Below are 18,549 nucleotides of genomic sequence, written 5' to 3'. Positions count from 1 at the left end.
ACTCATTAGCTCTTCACTGTCAGGCAGCGCAATGATCAATATCGAAACGCCGACCTATTACACGGCGACCAAGAAATACAACCTCAGCTTTCCCACCCTGGAACAGGACGTGGAAGCCGACGTGGTGATCATCGGTGGCGGCTTTTCCGGGATCAACACCGCCCTGGAACTCGCCGAAAAAGGCATCACCAACATCGTCGTGCTGGAAGCGCGTTACCTGGGTTTTGGCGGCACCGGGCGCAACGGTGGGCAGATCATGGCCGGCATCGGCCACGACCTGGAAAAGATCAAGAAGGACGTGGGTGAAGATGGCCTGCGCCAGATCTTCGAGATCAGCGACCTGGGCGCCGACATCATCAAGAACCGCATCGCCAAGTACGACATCGATGCCGACTTCTGCCACGGCTACGGCTACATGGGCTTCAACGCCCGCCAGGAAAAGACCCTGCGCGCCTGGGAAAAAGACTTCAAGTCCATCAACACCCAACACGAGATCCGCTTTCTTGGCGGCTCCGACGTGAAGCAGATCATCGGCTCCGACGCCTACAGCAGCGCCCTGCTGCACATGGGCGGCGGGCATGTGCACTCATTGAACCTGCTGCTGGGCGAAGCCAAGGCCCTGGCCGGTCACGGCGTGCAGATTTTCGAGAACAGCCCGGCATTGGAGGTCAGCTACGGCGAACGCATCACCGTGCGCACCGGCCGCGGTTCGGTCAAGGCCAGCAAGCTGCTGTGGGCCTGTGACAGCTTCCTCAACAAGCTGGAACCGGAACTGCACCGCTCGACCATCAATACCTATGCGTTCCAGATGATGACCGAGCCGTTGTCCGAAGAACTGATCAAGCGTATCAGCCCGATTCGCGGGGCCTACAGCGACATTCGGCCGGTGATCGACTACTACCGCGTCACCCACGAAAACCGCCTGCTGTTCGGCGCCGCCACACCGTTGGTGGAGCACATTCCCGGCGATTTGAAAGCCTGGAACCGCAACCTGATGCTGAAGATCTTCCCGTACCTCAAGGACGTGAAGATCGACCTGGCCTGGGGCGGCCCGATGGCCTGCAGCCCGAACCTGTTCCCGCAGATCGGCACCCTGCCCGGGCGCAGCAACGCGTTCTATGTGCAGGGCTATTCGGGCTTCGGCGTGACGCCGAGCCACATCATCTGCAAGGTGCTGGCCGAAGGCATGAGCGAAGGCTCGGCGCGGTATGACCTGGTCAGCTCGATCCACCGCCCGACCATCATCGGCAAGGACGCGATCCGCCCGCTGCTGCTCACCGCCGGCAAGTCCTGGCACCAACTCTCCGGTTACTGGAACGGCCGCCGCTAAATCCCACACCTGACACCTGACACCTGTAGGAGCGAGCTTGCTCGCGAAAAACCCAAGGGCGCCGCGTTCATCCAGGACGCCAGCGCCCCCATTCCCCCCCTATTTTTCATCATCAGGAGCAACTGCCATGACCCTCGTTACCCTCAAGAAAGACATCCAGCTATCCGAACTCGACGCCTGGGGCACCGTCGCCGACCTCGGTTCGACCATCCTCGAAGGCGAAGTCCGGGCCTTCGGCAAAATGACCTTCGGCGCCCCCACCGACCCGGTCAGCAGCGCCTATTTCGGCACCACCCAGGGCAAGTTCCGCATGGTCTACCCGTTTGCCGAACAAGCCACCGTGGTCACCGGCGAGGTGGTACTCACCAACGAATCCACCGGCCAGAGCACCCGCTACCAGGCCGGCGACAGCTGGTTCGTGACCAAGGGCACCCCGGTACTGTGGGAAGTAGTCAGCGAAAGTTTCGTCAAACACTACTTCGCCGTGGTGTGATGGCCCGGCTGCCGGCCGCCGTCGGCAGCCTTTTGGCGCAGGTGTCCCTCCATGCACGCTCTCCCCGCCCACGAAGTCGCCGGCCAGTGCCTGCAGGCTTTCACCCGATTGATTCCGGTCAGCCAGGCCGCGTTCTATTGCGTCGACCGCCACCTGCAAGCCCGGGATTTCCAGTTGCACGGCATGAGCGGCGAAATGCACCGCGACTACCTGGACAACTACCGTCAGTTCGACCCGTTGCAACCGCGCAACTGCCTGTCCAGTGGCTTGGCGGTGGTGCCGCTGGGCCTTGCCATGGCCCGCCAGCCGGTGCGGGATACCCGGCGCTATGGGGATTTTCTGCGGCGCTATGGCGTGGTGGATGTGGTGGAAATCCTCGCCCAGCGTGACGGACAGCCCCAGGCAGCGATTTCGTTGTTGCGCACCGCCGATCAAGGCGCCTTTACCGGCGAGCAACTGGCCCAGTTGAATGCCCTGCAAACCTTGCTGCAACTGGCCGTGGCCAATATGCAGCCCACTGAAGAGGCGCTGGCCGGGTTGACGCCCAAGGAGCGCCAGATCGCCCTGTTGTTGCGCCAGGGCGCCAGCAACAAACAGTTGGCCCGAGAGCTGGACGTCGGCCTGCCCACCGTCAAGACCCACCTGATCAACCTGTTTCGCAAGACCGGCGTCAGCAGCCGCACCGAGCTGGTGGGCAGCCTGTTTCTGTAGCCTGCCTCAACCATCCGGTTGATACCCGGGCCTGCTCCCGGGCGCGATGATCCGAGGTGTTCACCCACTCAACCGGAGCATCGCAAATGACCACCCCTTCTGACTGGATCACCGTGGGCGCCCTGGCCGACGGCTTCGCCCCCGAGGCGTTCATCCTGCCGAACCTGGCGGACCTGAGCGGCAAGACCTTTACGCTGAACTTCGCCAATGGCTGGCAGATCGAGCATCGCTTCGAACGCGACAGCCTGTCCTGGGTCGCAGCCGACGGACACTCCAGCGGCAGCGCAACCTACCGCGCGACCTCGGTACGCCCCGGCCTGTACCTGGTGGATTTCATCAAGCGCGAAGGTGCCCAGGCCTGGTCGGTCAGCCTGGTGCTCGACACCGCCAGCGCGTCGTTCACCGCCGTGCTCGGACGCCTGCCCACCCAGGAACAAACCCGCGAAGGCCTCTACAGCCGCGCCCTGGCCGGCAAGCCGCTGACCTCGGTGGAAGTGGAATTCCTCCACGGCAGCCTCGACCGCCCCTGGCAAGCCGGCCAGTGCCCCCACGCGCCCACCACCGAACTGACCGGCCTGCGCAACCAGTACCGCTACAGCCCGAGCGAGGTCTACGAGCACATCTACCTCAACCACCAGTTCTACGCCTGGCAATGCCTCAAGGGCGTCGAGCAAGGCCTGTGCGACACCGACCGCTGCCATTACTACAAGATCGCCGACCAGCTGTACCTGTTCGTCTGGCGCGAAAAAATCATCCCCACCCTCGGCCTAGTGCTGATCGACCTGCAACAGCATCGCAGCGACGGCAAGATCTTCGGCTATGCCGGGGCGGCTTTCGATGAGCTGTCGAACTTCCCCATCAGCTCCTACTGCCAGGTGCTCAACCGCACGGAGCATCCCGATGACTGAGCCGCGCACGATTGTGATCACCGGGGCCGGCACGGGCATCGGTGCCGCGTGCGCCCGGCTGTACGCCGCCGAGGGTGCGCGCGTGGTGCTGATCGGCCGTCGTCGCGAGCCGCTGGAGCAGGTCGCGGGGGAAACCGGGGGGTTGGTGTTGGTGGGTGATGCAGCCTGCCCTGTCACGTGGGCGTGCTTTGTGGAGCAGATTCGCCAGCGCTTCGGGCGAATCGATGTGCTGCTGGCTTGCGCGGGCGGCCATGGCCTGGGCAGCGCCACCGACACCAGCCCGCAGACTTGGGAAGCGGCGCTGCGCAGCAACCTCGACAGCGCGTTCTACAGCGCGCGAGCGTGCCTGCCGTTGCTGCTGGAAAGTGCCGGCAACGTCGTGTTGATGGGTTCGATTGCCTCACTGGCTGCCGGGCCCGAGGTGTGCGGCTACACCACGGCCAAACATGCGTTGCTTGGACTCAACCGTTCGCTGGCCCGGGATTACGGCCCACGCGGGGTGCGGGTGAACGCGGTGTGCCCGGGCTGGGTGCGCACGCCGATGGCGGATGAAGAAATGCAGCCGTTGATGGATTTTCACGGTGAGACGCTGCAACACGCCTATGACCGTGTGTGCGCCGATGTGCCGTTGCGCCGGCCGGCCAGCGCTGAAGAAATCGCCAGGGTGTGCCGCTTCCTGGCCTCCAGTGAAGCGTCGATCATTACCGGGGCCACGCTGGTGGCGGACGGCGGGTCGAGCATCGTCGATGTGCCGACGTTGGCCTATGCGCATCTGGAGCAGCGTCATGAATGAAGACCTGGACTTCACTGGCCGCAACGTATTGGTCACGGGCGGCGCCCAGGGCATTGGCCGGGCCATCGTCGAAGCCTTTGCCCTGCGGGGTGCGCGGGTGATGATCGCTGACCTGCAACTGGCCCACACACTCGCGCTGGAGCTGTGCGGGCGCGGCTGCCAGGTGGAAGCGGTGACGGTGGATCTGGCGGATGCGGCTGCGGTTTTCGAGCTGATTGCAGGGGTGGAACAACGTTGGGGACGGCTGGATGTTGTGGTGCATAACGCCGGGTATTTTCCGCTGACGCCTTTTGCCGAAATCACTCCGGCGATGCTCGACCGCACCTTGGCGGTCAATCTCTCGGCGTTGTTCTGGCTGACCCAGGCGGCGTTGCCGATGTTCCGCCGTCAGGGTCGGGGCTGCGTGCTGGTCACATCGTCAGTTACAGGGCCGAGGGTGGCATTTCCAGGCCTGAGTCACTACGCGGCGTCGAAGGCCGGGGTCAACGGTTTCATTCGCAATGCCGCGCTGGAGCTGGCCGGCTTGAATGTGCGAGTCAACGGTGTGGAGCCCGGCATGATCGCAACCCCGGCCATGGGCAACCTGGGGGATGACCAGGTGAACGCACAGATCGCCAGCCGGGTGCCGCTGGGACGCCTGGGTACGCCGTCGGATATTGCCGGGGCGATGCTGTTTCTGGCATCGGACCTGGCAGGCTACATCACCGGGCAGACGCTGGTGGTGGATGGCGGCTCGACCTTGCCGGAGGTTTAACGAAACGTCCTACCGAACCGCCGGATAACCTCTACTCCCCCGCCTCGAGAACCGCTGCAAAGTCCCTCGCCTGATCACACAGTGCGAGGGAACGCCGATGTCATTTTCGATTAACACCCAGCCCGAAGGGGCTGCCTCTTGATTCCCGCCATAGGCTTTCTGGTCGTGGCGGCGATGGACCCGAAGACACGCGACGTCGACGGGGTTCTCAACGACTTCACACACTGCCTGAACACCTACGACGCCTGGGCCGAGCACTTCTGGAGCTTCTCGGCACTGGACGTCGAGCAGGTGTTCAAGGTGGGGGATGAGGTTTCGCTGGTCGCACCCATCACCCGTTCCCTGTATCCCGCCAGCACCGTCGCGACCTGCAAGGCCAACGCGCCATTGACCCTGGTGCATATGTTCCAGAGCACGCGGTTCGTGCCCATCGGCAATACGCCGGTGATGCTGCAGGAAGTCGCGCAAGACGGTGGCCCTCTCGGCGACCCCATCCACAAAACCATCGGCCCCAGCGGCATTCTCGAAGTCACCGAGTGCACCGTGGACCGGCAGTATCGAGTCAGCTTTTATCCCAACGTTTCGAGGGACCACATCAAGGCGCTGTATGCCTCCTATCAGTCCGAGATCAGCTCGCTGGAAGGCCGCTTGCGTGGCGAGTGGACGAGCACGTTCAAGCCGATATGGGAGAGCTATTCCAAGGCGGGTTATGGCGAGCGCTACACCTCGCTGCAACTGGCTTATGCGCGGGGCTTTGAAAACGTGCTTTACGGTCTGTGGACGGTATTGCGCAGCTGTACCAGTGGTTGGCAGACATCAAGCCCAACAGCGAAAAATTGCTGCAGTACCTCTCCCAGGCTGAGCTTGAAGCGCTGCTGAAGCTCAGTCATGAGGCGATTGCCAAAGGGTTGTTGATCCTCAGCGACGAGCCGCTGCTGTTCATCTACCTGTCCGCAATGGTCAGTTGGATGCGCATGCTGCCGCCGCACTACCTGTTTGAGTTGCTGGGGGAAATCACCACCGAGGTGTTGCTCAACCTGCTGTTGCTGTGGGCTACCGGTGGCATGGGTGTGGCGGTGCGCCTGGGTGCGCAGGTGCTGGGCAAGGTCAAGTCCGAGCGGGCACGGGAGTGGTTGGAGCAGATTGCCAGGCTGGGCGGTACGGCCCGGATGGACGGGCATGCCGAGGCGCTTAAGCCGTTATCGCTTCAGAGTCATGCAGTGCCGGTGAAAGCTGCGGCGGCGCCGTTGAAGGTTGGTCCAGATCAGGTTTCGAATCCGGCACCGATGGTGCGGGAGCCGACGTCTCGCACGACGCTGGTGAAGCAGGAGCCTATGGATGATGTGCCTGCTTCTGCAAAGAACCCCGGCGGTGACGCGACGGCGCCCGCAGATAAGACCGCAACCAATGGCTGCCCGGTTTCGATGGTTACCGGTGAGGAACTGCTGACCCTCACTGACGGCTCGTTGGAAGGTGTGCTGCCGTTTGCCTGGACGCGGTTGTATCGCAGCAGTGCGGTGGAAGTGGATTGCGGGTTGGGGTTTGGCTGGAGTCATTCATTGGCGCAGCGGTTGGTGGTGAACGGTGAATCGGTGGTGTGGACCGATCACGAAAACCGCAGCACCACCTTTCCCCTGCCCTCTGCTGCACGGCCAGCCATCACCAATAGCCTGGCGGAAGCGGCGATTTATCTGGGCTCGTTTCCCGATGAACTGGTGCAGGCTCAGGCGTCGCTTTTCTACCACTTCCGTGACGGTGTGCTGAGGTCGATCAGCGACGCGTATGACAACCGGCTGCGTATTGCCCGCGACTATTCCGGACGGATCCAGCGGATCGATAACCACGTCGGCCAAGGATTGCTGCTGCGGTATGACCGTGGACACATCGTTGCGGTCGACTATCAAGTGCAGCGGGAACTCGGCTGGGTTACTGAGCAGAACGTTGTTTCCTACACGTACGACGATGCGTGGCGGTTGGTAGAGGCGACGAACGCGGTAGGCGAAAGCGAACGTTATCGCTACGACGATCAGCAGGTGATTCTGGAGCGGCAACTGGCCGGTGGGGCGAGTTTCTTCTGGGAGTGGGAACGGTCCGGCAAGGCTGCACGCTGTCCGGCACTGGGCCAGTTTTTCGCAGATGGACACGCGGTATGTGTGGGATGACAACGGCACGGTCACCGTGCACAACGCCGATGGCAGCCAGGAAGTCTACGTACACGACCAGCGCGCTCGGCTGGTGCAGCGGATCGATCCGGACGGCGCGCAGCACTTCAAATCCTACGATGACAAAGGCCGCCTGACAGTCGAGCAGGATCCGCTGGGAGCGGTGACGGCGTATCAGTACGACGAAGCCGGTCGGTTGATTGCGCTGTTTCCCGGTGACGATGCACCCACGTCCTACGAGTATGACAACGGGTTCGTGCGGGCTGTACGCCGTGGTGACGCGGTGTGGAAATACCAGCGTAACGATCAAGGCGATATCACCCGCAAGACTGATCCGGATGGTAACTACACCGAATACACCTACACCCAACACGGAAAGCTCAGCGGCGTCTGGTATCCGGATAACAGCAGTCAGCGGCTGACTTGGGACGAGCGTGGCCAGCTCATTGAGGAGAAGCTGGCGAATGGCGGAGTGCGGCGTTATCGCTATGACGACCTGGGGCGGCAGGTGGCTTGCGAGGATGAGTATGGCGCGCTGACCCAATACCAGTGGGACGCCGTAGGTCGTTTGCTGAAAGTGATTCAGCCGGGCGGCGCCACTCGCGAATTCAGCTACAACCCGTACGGAAAAATCACTGCAGAGCGCGACGAGCTGGGTCGGGTTACTCGCTATGAGTATGCCGACGGTCTGCACCTGATCAGCCGTCGGATTAATCCGGACGGCACGCAGCTCAAATACCGCTACGACAATGTTCGGTTGTTACTCACCGAGATCGAAAATGAGGTTGGGGAAACCTATCGACTTGAGTACCACGCCAACGGCCTGATCCAGCAGGAAACCGGGTTTGATGGTTGCCGCACCGCCTATGTCTACGACCTCGCCGGGCACCTGCTGGAAAAGACCGAGTACGGCGACGATGGCAGTCAGCTGGTTACCGGTTATGAGCGCGATGCGGCCGGGCGCCTCGTAAGAAAAAACCTGCCTGACGGCAGCAGCGTCAATTACACCTACGACCGCCTCGGCAACCTTCTCAGCGTCGACGACGGTCACTGGCCGCTCCATTACGAATACGACCTGCAAAACCGCCTCACCGCCGAGCACCAAGGCTGGGGCACGTTGCGCTATGGCTACGACGAATGCGGGCAACTCAACTACCTGCGCCTGCCCGATAACAACCGCCTGGCCTTTCATCACGACAAGGGCGGCGACCTCGCCACCGTCGAGCTGAATGGGAAGCCACTCACCTCGCACCTGTTCAAATCCGGACGCGAACATCAGCGCCAGCAAGGTCAATTCCTCAGCCACTACCACTACGACGACCAGGGCCGCTTGCACGCCCACGCCATCACCCAACAGGAACAACGCCACCAGCGCCGCCAATACGACTACGACAAACGCGGCAACCTCACCCGCATCCTCGACACCCGCAAAGGCCAGCACGACTACCACTACGACCCGCTCGACCGCCTGACCCGCGCCAACCATTCGCACGACCTGCAGGAACGCTTCGTCCACGACCCGGCGGGCAACCTGCTGATGCAAGACCGTGTCGGCCCCAGCGTCGTCAAAGGCAACCGCTTGTTGATGCAGGGCGACCGTCATTACGACTACGACGCCTTCGGCAACCTCCTGCGCGAACGCCGGGGCAGGGCCCAGCAGTTAGTCACCGAATACCGCTACGACTGCCAGCACCGACTGATCAGCATCACCCAGCCGGACGGTACCGAGGCCGCATATCGCTACGATCCTTTTGGACGGCGGATCGCCAAAATCCTCAACGGCCAGACCACCGAGTTTTTCTGGCAAGGCGACAAGCTGATCGCCGAGCACAGCACAGATCACCATCAGAGCTACCTCTACGAACCCAACAGTTTTCGCCCGTTAGTGCTGCTCAAAGGCTACGGCCCGGAAGACGTAAAGCCCTTCCACTACCAACTCGACCACCTGGGCACGCCACAAGAACTCACCGCGCCCGATGGTGAAATTGTCTGGTCAGCGCATTACCGCGCCTACGGCCAAATCGCGAAGCTGGACGTCAACACCCTCACCAACCCGCTGCGCTTCCAGGGCCAATACTTCGACCCGGAAAGCGGGCTGCACTACAACCGCCATCGCTACTACAATCCGGACATTGGCCGCTACCTGACGCCCGATCCCGTGAAGCTGGCGCGTGGGTTGAACGGATACCAGTACGTGCCCAACCCGACAGGCTGGGTGGATCCGTTGGGGTTGAGCTGTAAAGCTACAGCCTGCCCAGGCCAAATAGTCGCCGATGGGCCTTATAGCGAAATTGTTCCTGGTGGAGGTTTAGCTGCTCACGAAGCTGCCGGAGGACATTTGATGCAAAAGCACATTGGTAGAACTGACCAACAACTGGCAACACGTCTTAAAAATGAGCCTCATGTGCCTACGGCATCTACCTTCCCTGATCGCGCGACAGCCGAGTCAGCCATATCAAGCGTGATAGCAGGCAACGAAACCAAAATAAATTCGTTCGTTAAAGGAAAGGACAAAAAAATTGTTATTACTCAAAAGTCTCCTCAACCAGTTGGAACCAGCCTGAAGCGAGGTGCAAAAACAACCGTCCCCGGACGGGAGATCTACCTGATTTTGTACAAAGATAAAAGCATGCCCGATGGCTATAGAATTCAGACCGGATATCCGAATCCATGAATAAAGATTATTCACAGCTGCAGCAACTTCTCGCGGGTTACTTCAATCAGGATTGGGTTGATGAGTTTGATAGTGCGGACGATGTGATCCTAAGCTTTATAACTGAATCCTCAACAGAGACCTTTAAAACCGCACACCTTGAGTTAAAAGCTCTTTTACATGCCAACAAGACGGAGCAAGCGTTACAGCATTTTTTATTCTCAGATATTGGCTGTGGCTACTATTATCCTCACGATTGGAAAAGCGGGAAATTGTGGCTGGAGCACATTGACGCGCTTTTCAACCAAAGAGGCGAATAACTTCGATCTTTTAAGATATTTATAATGAAGAAGGTACTCGGAAAGCCCCTTCTTCCTCCCCTACCCCACCTGCTGCAACCGCCCAGCTCGAAAATCCTTCGGCGACACTTCGAACTGTTTCTTGAATGACCGACTAAAGTGCGCCGAATCCGTAAACCCCCACTTATACGCAATCGACGTAATCGACTCACTGCGCAAAAACGGGTTGGTCAGATCATCCGCACTGCGCTTCAACCGCGCCCGCTGGATATACCGGCACACACTGTCATCCTGTTCCTCAAACAACCGATACAAATGCCTTACCGAGATGTTCAACCGACTCGCCAACCCCACCGGGCTCAGCCCTGGCTGGGTTAACGACTCATCAATCACCTTCTGCACATAGCCGCGCAGATTGCTGCCCTGCAACCCGCCACAATCATCCCGCTCATCATCTTCCTGCTCAAACGCCGACCCCAGCAGCGAGACAAACGCCGATTGCAACGCCTGCCCTTCGCCGACCGCACCTTCGCCGTTGAGCGCGTCCTTGCACAACTGGTCCATCAGCACATGCAACATGCGCCCGCAGGCTTTGCTCGAGGAGATTTTGCCGAAGGTCTTGGGCTGGTTGCCGAACTGTTTGCACACCTCTGCGCGGGACAAGGACAGGGACGCATGTTCGATCAGCCCAAACGGGGTGATGTCGATGGAGCCCACCGAGTCCATCAAGAGTAATTCGCCGGGGGCGAGTTGCACGCTCTGGCCGTTTTGGGTGATCTGGCAGTAGCCGCTGCGCTGGCTGACGAGGAAACAGTTCTGGTCGTCATCGTGGTCGGCGCGGGCTTTGGGGCGCTTGATCAGGCCGGCGTTGGTGCGCAGGTTGGCCAGGGGCAAGCCGCCGCGGGAAAAGGTGCTGATGCTGCCAATGAACAGCGAGCGGTTGAAGGCCAGTTCTGTGTCGAAGTGACCGCAAACCGCGCGCAGATCCCGGGTCCAGCGGTCCAGCCCGTCTTGCCCAATCTGTTGCATGCTCATGGTTGTTTCCACCTTGGCTTTTTGTTTTTGTCGGGCAATAGTTAACATGTTATCTATATGCGCGCAACAAGTACGTGTCTGCCAAGGTGATTGCACTATTGATGCCAGATCCTGCGGTCAGTGGGCCTGTAATGCACGCTGGAAACCGCTGAAGGTGTCCAGTAGCCAGGCGCGTTGATCGCTGCTCAACGCGATATAGCGCCGGAACGCCGGCATGCGATTGACCACCTCGCTCCCGCCCATATGCTCAAGCCGCACGCACCATTGGTGATCCACCAGGTCGATGCGCAGGCGCTTGAAGTCCAGCGGCATCAAGGCGCGATGCAAGGCGCTGCCCTCCTGCAACTCGGCTTGCAGAACGCCTAACACTTCCTTGTCTCCAGAGCGCTGCCGACAGCGGATCCCGGTGCGTCGAACGGCCCCGGTGTGGTGCAGTTCAAAGCTCGCCGTGCCCTGCTGCGAGGCAGGAATGCGCAGTACGAATTCGGTCATGACCAGGTGCATCAACAGCTGCGACTCGGTGCGCTCGACGATCTCCAATTGCAACCCGAGCTCGTCCAGGGCCACCCGGGCCGTCGTCGGTCCACACACCGCATAACCGGCCAGGCCGAGGTTACGTCGCAGGTGTTCCAGCGTAACGCCGGGACGATAACCGGCAGGCGCGCGCCGGGCGCTGAGCAGCTCAGACAGTTTTTGCAGCATGGCTGATATACCCGTTGTGCGGTTGACCCGGTTCATGGGCGAACTCCTTGGCCAACACCTCTTCCACCGAGGCGGGCTTGAATGGATTGACCTTCTGCACCACCAGGGTCCAGAACAGCGCATACGCCGCCGTGCACCCAAGCATCACGCCGAAGGGAATGTAGATGTCAGCAGGGTTCATCCCCGGCGGGGTGATAAACCACATGCCCAGCAGGATGCCGATGCTCGACAGAATCTGCGGCAGCGGAAAGAACGGCGAACGGTAGGCACGAGGCAGATCCGGCCGGCGAATCCGCAGGATCACCACCGACAGCGTCACCAGCAGATAAGCAAAACTCCAGGCGCACACGGCGGCCAATACCAGGTGCATGATGTTGTCGGTGTTGCCCCCCAGGTACAGCGCGTGCAGGCACGGAATCAACATCGCCACCAGGATGCACAGCAGCGGTGTCTTGAAGCGCGGGTGCAGGTAGGTGAAAACCTTGGGCAACGCGCCGTCGACCGCCATGCCGTACAGGATCCGTGGCACACCGGCCATCAGGGTGTTGATGGTCGCAGCACCGGCAAACAGGAAACCGATGCCCAGCCACATCGGACCAATGCTGCCCATCACCTGCTCGGCAAATTTCGGGATGGCCATCGGCGTATCCAGCAGGTGCACCCCGCCCGCCGCGTCGATCAATACGTTCTCCACCTGGCGCTTCATGGCGGCGCCGTAGATGAACATGCAGGTGGCCACACCCAGCAACCCCAGCACCATGGCCTTGGGCATCACCTTGGCCGAGTTGCGCAGGTCCGGTGCCAGCGGCGTGACGAACTCGCAGCCGACAAACATGAACATCGCCATGCCCACCAGCGACAGGATGGTGATCAGGTCGGTGCCCACCAGGGATTCACCGAACCAGCCGTCCAACTGCACCGCCGGGGCTGCGATCAGGCCCAGCACGCCGAATACCATCAAGGTGGTCCACATGCCGAAGGTCAGGATGATCTCGGCCCGGCCGAACGCGCTGACACCAAACCCATTCAGCACCCCGAACACAATCACGAAGCCCACCCCGAGCAACCACGAACCGCCGGCGGATTCCGCCAGGGTGTTGAGGTGCTCGAAGTTCACCAGCGCCATCACCCCGGACAGGATCGTCTCGGCGGTGCCGGCAAACACATGCACGATCAAGTACGCCGACAAGGTGCCGGTGATCGCAAAGAACCGGCCCATGCCGCAGTTGATGTAGTCGTAGACCGAACCGGTGGTGGGCAGGATCGAGGCGGCTTCGGCGAAGGTGGTCGCCTGGGCCAGCATCATCACCACCGCGATCAACATCGCCACCGCGAAGGCACTGCCGCCGATGCCAAACCCCATGGTTGCGGTGAGGATCACCGGGCTGGCCATGATCAGGCCGATGGTGCTCGCCAGCGCGGTGGGAAAGCCCACCGTGCCGCGTTTCAAGTGTTCGGTGAGCCGGTCGTTGATCGACATGGTGCAGATCCTCAAGAAGCGGATTTTTAGAAGTATTGGCACTCTGCGCCCCGCCCTGGCTGATCGTCTTGCTCCTGGCTGCCGCCGGTTTTGTTGCTGCCTGCCACTGCTGCGCCACTGGCGGCCTGGGACAATTTCCTGGCACGCAGGGGAAAGACTTAGCCCGGTGGCGCTCGCCCTAATGCTCCCTCAATTCACCTTGTTGGGGACTATAACAATGCAGCACACACAACAAACCCGTCACCTGTACAGGGCCATCAGCCTGGGCATCGCGCTGATGGTCATCGACTCATCGGCCCAGGCGTTTGAGCTGTATGCCGATGACGACACCCAGGTCACCGGCAATTTCCTCGCGGTGTACGGCATGTTCAACAGCCGCAAAAACTATGACGGCACTACCGGCGGTTCCACCTGGCGCGAAGGTTTTATCAAGTATGGCTTGAGCGTCGACCAGCGCTTCGGCGCCCTGGGCAGCCTGTATGGCACGGCCAACCTGGTCAGCTCCGGCACCTGGGGTGAGGGTGATGCGTCGGGCGTGACCACCGGCAGTGAGCGCACCACCAAGTTCGACGAAGCCTTCGCTGGCTGGCGCTCGGGGGAGCTGTTTCCGGCGCTGGGCAAGGATGGTGTGGACCTGTCGTTCGGCCGCCAGATCATCATGCTCGGCGACGGTTTCATCATCAATGACGACGGCCCGAACCTCGGCAAAGGCGTGGATGACGGCAAGTTCAACCGGGGCGGCGCCTACTACATCGCCGCGCGTCATGCCTTCGATCAAACCGCTGTGTTACGCCTGGGGGGCAAGGACGGCGTGCATGGCAGCGTGATGTGGATCAAGTCCGACAACCGCGCCCAGGCCAACACCGAAATGGCCGCCGGCACCCTGGACTACACCGCCGCACCCGGCACCGTAGGGTTGACCTATATCCACGGCATCAGCGTCGACGACCGTTACGCCAATGACCTGCAAAAACAGCGCGCCGGGATGAACCTCTACAGCCTGCGGGGCGCCGGCAATGCCGGGATCGAGAACGCGCATTTTTCCTTTGAATACGCCTGGCAGGACAAGGACGCCGGCCCGGAAAAAGCCTGGTACACCGAGGCCGGTTACACCTTCGCCGCGCTGCCGTGGTCGCCGGACCTGACCTACCGCTACAGCCGCTATTCGAAAAACTGGGACGCCATGTTCTCGGGCTTCAACCGTGGCTATGGCACTTGGGTGCAGGGCGAAGTGGCTGGCAATTACTCAGGGCCGTTCAATACCAACACCGAAGTGCAGCATGTGGCGTTGAAGGTCAAGCCGCTGGACAGCGTGACCGTCGGCGCGCTGTTCTTCGACTACAAAACGTTGAGCAAGGGCGGCATGCTCAACCTCGATGGGCGCGAGCTGGACCTGTACGCGGAGTGGGCGGTGAACGAACACCTGATCGTCACGCCGCTGCTGGGTTTGTACAAGCCGAACAAGGATGAGAGCAACGGCGGGAATCAGGTGGGGGGCAACGGTACCAATATCTACAGCCAAGTCACCGTGGCGGTGCCGTTCTAACACAGATGCAATGAGCTACCGAGATCACATGTGGGAGCGGGCTTGCTCGCGAAGGCGGTGTGTCAGTCGCCAGATGTATTGGCTGACACTCCGCATTCGCGAGCAAGCCCGCTCCCACATTGAACCTGCTTCAGCCTTCGATAGAGGTGTTCGCCCTACGGTTGCCGTTCCTCAATCCGCGCATACGCGCCCTGGTGATAGAGCAGCGGCGAACGCCCAAAATCATCAAACGCCACCACCTTGCCAATCATGATCCAGTGATCGCCACCGTCCACCTGCTGGTACTTCTCGCAGTGAAACCGCGCCGAGCAATCGGCGAAGACCGGCGAGCCACCCTCGCCCGGCTCGAATTCGATTTCGGCGAAGCGATCGTCCTTGGACCGGGCAAAATTGTTCGACAGGTGGATCTGGTCGGCCGCCAGCACGTTGACCGCAAAATGGCTGGCCTGCTCGAACACCTCGTGGCTGTTGGAGCGCTTGTCGATGCTCCACAGCACCAGCGGCGGGTCCAGGGACACCGAATTGAAGCTGTTGGCGGTGACGCCGACCTTGCGCCCGCTGGCGTCTGCGGCGGTGACCACGGTGACGCCGGTGGCAAAGTTGCCCAGGGCCCGGCGAAAGGCCCGTGGGTCGAAACTGTTATCTGACATGCAAGACTCCCGGACTGCGTCAACGCGCAGTCCTGATTATTGTGATGGCCGGGTCGGCTTCAAATCATGCTCGGATCAGGCTCAAGCCCCATCAACTCACGCCCCAGAATCTGCGCGCACACGTCGTAATCGGTGTACGCGTGGGCGCCGGTCATATGGGAATCGCGGAACAGGCGCTGCATTTCGTTGTGCTCGAACCACGCGTTGCCACCGGCCGCCTCGAACAAGCGGTCCACCGCCTGGATGCACATCTTGGTGGCGTATGCCTGGTTGGTGCGCCAGAACGCCAGGGTCTCGCGGCTCGGGTAACGGTGCTGTTCGCTGTGTTCAGCATGTTCCTGCCAGGTCTTTTCCAGGAACGCCCGGGCGGCGGCTACCTGGTGGGTCGACTCCGCCAGGCGCATCAACGCCGGGGTCGCGGCCCCCACCGCCGCGCCGGTGTAGGCACGTACGCGGGTCTTGGTTTTCTCGCGGAACACCTCAAGCATGCGCTCGGCCACGCCCAGGCTGACGGTGGAAAAACCGCTGGCGAAATACGGACGGTACGGCGAGTAGAAAATCTTGCTGTCGGGGTACAAACCGAAACCGGCGGACTTGCCTTCCATCATGTCCTTGGCTTTCTGGATGCGGTGTTCGGGCACCAATACGTTGTCGATGATCAGGGTCTTGGTGCCGCTGCCTTTCATGCCCGCGGCGAACCAGTCATCGCGAATCTGGTAGTCGCTGCGCGGCAGCACCGCGAAGCAGTAATCCTGAGTCCCTTCGGTATTTTTACGACGGAACCCGACAATCGCCCACTCGGCGTGATCGCAACCGCTGCTCCAGCCCATTTCACCGCTGAACAGCACCCCCCCTTCAACGTCTTCAGTGCGGCCAAACGGCGCGATGCTGCTACTGGCCGTGGCGTTCGGGTTATCGCCCCAGACTTCCTGCTGCAACTTCGCGGAAAACAGCGCCAGTTGATGGCTGTGGGTGCACAACAGGCTCATGGCCCAGGCGGTGCTGGCACAGGCGCCGGCGAGCAAGGCGATGCAGTCGGCAAATTGCGGCAGGGAGATTTCCATGCCGCCAAAGGGTTTGGGTTGAAAGGCCCGGTGCATGCCGATGCTCTTGAGCAGCGCAATGTTCTCGTCGGGAACCTTGCGGTCCTGCTCGGCCTGGAAGGCGTTGGCAGCGATGGTCGGCAGAATCGCCTTGAGGTCTTCGAGGAGCGGGTTTGGCTTTTTCATGGACGGCCCTGCTTATTATTGGATGTCCGGCTGACGTCCGAAATCAACGAACGACGCTGGATGTGGGGCCAGTATGGAGCGGGCGACAACACCGGAAAATGCACCTTCCACAGCCAAGATTGCACTTTCCACAGGCCTGGCAGCCACAGACATATCGCCCGGCAGGCACAGACAAGCCTGGCCCGGCGGCGCTGGTTAACCTCGGGCTTTTGCGAGCAGGAAAACCCCATGAGCGATATTGCGCTGCTGCCTGAAGTCCAGGCCTTCCTCCGTCGAAGCCACGCCTTGTTTATCGACGGCGGCTACATCCAGAGCCACTCCAGCCAGACCCTGGAGGTGATCAACCCGGCCACCGGCGAAGTGATCGCCCACGTGGCCGACGCCGACCTTGTCGATATCGACGCCGCCGTGGAATCGTCCCGGCGTGGCTTCCGGCAATGGTCCCAGGTCGCGCCAGCCATCCGTGGCCATGTGCTGCTGAAACTCGCTGACCTGCTGGAGCAACACCGCGAAGAACTGGCACAGATCGAAACCTGCCAGTCGGGCAAGATCATCCAGATTTCCCGGGCCTTCGAGGTGGACCAGGCCGCGCACTTCCTGCGTTACTACGCCGGCTGGGCCACCAAGATCAGCGGCCAGACCATCACCCCGTCACTGCCCTCCTTCGCCGGTGAACGCTACACCGCCTTCACCCTGCGGGAACCCGTGGGCGTGGTGGTGGGCATTGTGCCGTGGAATTTCTCGACCATGATCGCCATCTGGAAACTCGCCTCGGCGCTGGTGACCGGCTGCAGCATCATCATCAAGCCCAGCGAGTTCACCCCGCTGACCATCCTGCGCATCGCCGAGCTGGCCATCGACGCCGGCCTGCCGGCGGGCGTGCTGAACGTGTTGACCGGCGGCGGCCTTGTGGGCAAAGGGCTGGTGGAGCATGCGGACACCGACAAGGTTTCATTCACCGGCTCGGTACCCACCGGCATTGCGGTGGGCCGCAGCGCCATGGGCGCCGGGTTGACCCGGGCGACTCTGGAACTGGGCGGTAAAAACGCGGCCGGGTTCCTGCGGGACGTGGACCTCGACAAGGCGGTCAACGGCATTATCGAAGCCGGCTTCCTGCACTCCGGGCAAATCTGCGCGGCCGCTGAACGCTTCTTCGCCCACCGCTCGCAGATCGAGGCGATCATGGACAAGCTGGCGCAGCGCCTGGGCCGCTTGAACATCGGCTCGCCCCTGGATGAGCGCACCGAATTCGGCCCGGTGACCAACCGTCAGCACCAACAGAAACTCGAAGGGTTTTTCGCCACGGCCCGGGCCGAGAACAATACGATTGTCCATGGCGGCAAGCTGATCGACGGGCCCGGTTGCTACGTGGAGCCGACTGTGATTCTTGCCAACACCCTCAACGACACCCTGCTCAACGAAGAAACTTTCGGCCCAATCGCCACGTTTTTCCCCTACGACACTGAGGAAGAGCTGCTGGAGCTGATGAACAACACGCCGTACGGCCTGAGCGCCAGCCTCTGGACCAACGATTTGAGCAAGGCCCTGCGCATGGTGCCGGCGATCAACGCGGGGACGGTGTGGGTGAACATGCACACCATGCTCGACCCGGCGGTGCCGTTTGGCGGCAACAAGTCTTCGGGGGTGGGACGGGAGTTTGGCGGGGCTTTTATCGAGGACTACACCGAGCTCAAGTCGGTGATGATTCGCTACTGACCGGCATGCGGGCAGATTGATCGTTCCCACGCTCTGCGTGGGAATGCATACCGTGACGCTCCGCGTCACCATTGCGCAAGGCGTCAAT

Annotated in this window: 13 protein-coding genes and 2 pseudogenes; 10 read left to right on the top strand and 5 right to left on the bottom strand. The window is 61.3% G+C overall.

The window, feature by feature from the left end; genetic code table 11:
- The first annotated feature begins 31 nt into the window (after window positions 1-31).
- The 8 genes and pseudogenes from D109_RS0123005 (at window position 32) to D109_RS0122970 (ending at window position 10,124) form a co-directional block, all read left to right on the top strand.
- Complete coding sequence (locus D109_RS0123005; protein WP_017478943.1) at window positions 32-1,330, top strand: FAD-binding oxidoreductase; 1,299 nt, start codon at window positions 32-34, stop codon at window positions 1,328-1,330.
- Between the two features lie 127 nt (window positions 1,331-1,457).
- Entirely contained in the window at window positions 1,458-1,823 is a 366-nt protein-coding gene (locus tag D109_RS0123000) for a cupin domain-containing protein (protein ID WP_017478942.1), read from the top strand.
- A gap of 51 nt (window positions 1,824-1,874) precedes the next feature.
- Window positions 1,875-2,534: a helix-turn-helix transcriptional regulator gene (locus tag D109_RS0122995; RefSeq protein WP_017478941.1), complete on the top strand. Its 660-nt coding sequence runs from the start codon at window positions 1,875-1,877 to the stop codon at window positions 2,532-2,534.
- 86 nt (window positions 2,535-2,620) lie between these two features.
- Window positions 2,621-3,442: a molybdenum cofactor biosynthesis F family protein gene (locus D109_RS0122990; protein WP_017478940.1), complete on the top strand. Its 822-nt coding sequence runs from the start codon at window positions 2,621-2,623 to the stop codon at window positions 3,440-3,442.
- Window positions 3,435-4,235: an SDR family NAD(P)-dependent oxidoreductase gene (locus tag D109_RS0122985; RefSeq protein ID WP_017478939.1), complete on the top strand. Its 801-nt coding sequence runs from the start codon at window positions 3,435-3,437 to the stop codon at window positions 4,233-4,235. Before D109_RS0122990 ends, D109_RS0122985 begins: the two co-directional genes overlap by 8 nt.
- The gene (locus D109_RS0122980) at window positions 4,228-4,989 is read left to right on the top strand and encodes an SDR family oxidoreductase (RefSeq protein ID WP_017478938.1); all 762 of its coding nucleotides are present in this window, start codon (window positions 4,228-4,230) and stop codon (window positions 4,987-4,989) included. Before D109_RS0122985 ends, D109_RS0122980 begins: the two co-directional genes overlap by 8 nt.
- Window positions 4,990-5,163: 174 nt before the next feature.
- Window positions 5,164-9,825, top strand: a pseudogene (locus D109_RS01000000132090) (RNase A-like domain-containing protein).
- Window positions 9,822-10,124 carry a contact-dependent growth inhibition system immunity protein gene (locus D109_RS0122970; RefSeq protein ID WP_017478937.1) on the top strand — a complete coding sequence of 101 codons (303 nt, stop codon included), beginning with the start codon at window positions 9,822-9,824 and terminating at the stop codon, window positions 10,122-10,124. Before D109_RS01000000132090 ends, D109_RS0122970 begins: the two are co-directional and overlap by 4 nt.
- A 60-nt stretch (window positions 10,125-10,184) precedes the next feature.
- On the opposite strand, the gene feaR is transcribed toward D109_RS0122970, so the two are convergent.
- From feaR to D109_RS0122955, 3 genes are all read right to left on the bottom strand, one after another.
- On the bottom strand, window positions 10,185-11,138 hold the full coding sequence (gene feaR, locus D109_RS0122965) for a transcriptional regulator FeaR (RefSeq protein WP_017478936.1): 954 nt from the start codon (window positions 11,136-11,138) through the stop codon (window positions 10,185-10,187).
- Window positions 11,139-11,255: 117 nt separating this feature from the next.
- Window positions 11,256-11,840 carry a DUF3156 family protein gene (locus D109_RS0122960; protein ID WP_017478935.1) on the bottom strand — a complete coding sequence of 195 codons (585 nt, stop codon included), beginning with the start codon at window positions 11,838-11,840 and terminating at the stop codon, window positions 11,256-11,258.
- The gene (locus tag D109_RS0122955) at window positions 11,821-13,320 is read right to left on the bottom strand and encodes an APC family permease (protein ID WP_017478934.1); all 1,500 of its coding nucleotides are present in this window, start codon (window positions 13,318-13,320) and stop codon (window positions 11,821-11,823) included. Before D109_RS0122955 ends, D109_RS0122960 begins: the two co-directional genes overlap by 20 nt.
- Before the next feature lie 217 nt (window positions 13,321-13,537).
- Between D109_RS0122955 and D109_RS0122950 the strand changes: the two genes are divergently transcribed.
- Window positions 13,538-14,866, top strand: coding sequence for a hypothetical protein (locus tag D109_RS0122950; RefSeq protein ID WP_017478933.1), 1,329 nt, complete (start codon window positions 13,538-13,540; stop codon window positions 14,864-14,866).
- A 173-nt stretch (window positions 14,867-15,039) separates the two neighbouring features.
- On the opposite strand, the pseudogene D109_RS0122945 reads toward D109_RS0122950, so the two are convergent.
- Window positions 15,040-15,516 (bottom strand): annotated as a pseudogene (locus tag D109_RS0122945) (flavin reductase family protein); the annotation flags it as partial.
- A gap of 59 nt (window positions 15,517-15,575) precedes the next feature.
- On the bottom strand, window positions 15,576-16,745 hold the full coding sequence (locus tag D109_RS0122940) for a p-hydroxyphenylacetate 3-hydroxylase oxygenase component (RefSeq protein WP_017478931.1): 1,170 nt from the start codon (window positions 16,743-16,745) through the stop codon (window positions 15,576-15,578).
- A 228-nt stretch (window positions 16,746-16,973) separates the two neighbouring features.
- On the opposite strand from D109_RS0122940, the gene D109_RS0122935 reads away from it, so the two are divergent.
- Complete coding sequence (locus D109_RS0122935) at window positions 16,974-18,461, top strand: aldehyde dehydrogenase family protein (RefSeq protein ID WP_017478930.1); 1,488 nt, start codon at window positions 16,974-16,976, stop codon at window positions 18,459-18,461.
- Window positions 18,462-18,549: the final 88 nt, after the last annotated feature.

The sequence above is a fragment of the Pseudomonas sp. PAMC 26793 genome (genome assembly GCF_000313235.1).
GTDB classification, from domain to species: domain Bacteria; phylum Pseudomonadota; class Gammaproteobacteria; order Pseudomonadales; family Pseudomonadaceae; genus Aquipseudomonas; species Aquipseudomonas yamanorum.
Note: the sequence above shows the minus strand (reverse complement) of the source record. Positions and strands in the feature narration are given on the sequence as shown.

Excerpts from the sequence above, each read along its gene's own strand:
- D109_RS0122950 (WP_017478933.1), top strand. The coding sequence starts at position 13,538 with ATGCAGCACACACAACAAACCCGTCACCTGTACAGGGCCATCAGCCTG.
- D109_RS0122990 (WP_017478940.1), top strand. The coding sequence starts at position 2,621 with ATGACCACCCCTTCTGACTGGATCACCGTGGGCGCCCTGGCCGACGGC.
- D109_RS0122940 (WP_017478931.1), bottom strand. The coding sequence starts at position 16,745 with ATGAAAAAGCCAAACCCGCTCCTCGAAGACCTCAAGGCGATTCTGCCG.
- D109_RS0123000 (WP_017478942.1), top strand. The coding sequence starts at position 1,458 with ATGACCCTCGTTACCCTCAAGAAAGACATCCAGCTATCCGAACTCGAC.
- D109_RS0122970 (WP_017478937.1), top strand. The coding sequence starts at position 9,822 with ATGAATAAAGATTATTCACAGCTGCAGCAACTTCTCGCGGGTTACTTC.
- D109_RS0122995 (WP_017478941.1), top strand. The coding sequence starts at position 1,875 with ATGCACGCTCTCCCCGCCCACGAAGTCGCCGGCCAGTGCCTGCAGGCT.
- D109_RS0122955 (WP_017478934.1), bottom strand. The coding sequence starts at position 13,320 with ATGTCGATCAACGACCGGCTCACCGAACACTTGAAACGCGGCACGGTG.
- feaR (WP_017478936.1), bottom strand. The coding sequence starts at position 11,138 with ATGAGCATGCAACAGATTGGGCAAGACGGGCTGGACCGCTGGACCCGG.
- D109_RS0122985 (WP_017478939.1), top strand. The coding sequence starts at position 3,435 with ATGACTGAGCCGCGCACGATTGTGATCACCGGGGCCGGCACGGGCATC.
- D109_RS0122960 (WP_017478935.1), bottom strand. The coding sequence starts at position 11,840 with ATGCTGCAAAAACTGTCTGAGCTGCTCAGCGCCCGGCGCGCGCCTGCC.
- D109_RS0122935 (WP_017478930.1), top strand. The coding sequence starts at position 16,974 with ATGAGCGATATTGCGCTGCTGCCTGAAGTCCAGGCCTTCCTCCGTCGA.
- D109_RS0122980 (WP_017478938.1), top strand. The coding sequence starts at position 4,228 with ATGAATGAAGACCTGGACTTCACTGGCCGCAACGTATTGGTCACGGGC.
- D109_RS0123005 (WP_017478943.1), top strand. The coding sequence starts at position 32 with ATGATCAATATCGAAACGCCGACCTATTACACGGCGACCAAGAAATAC.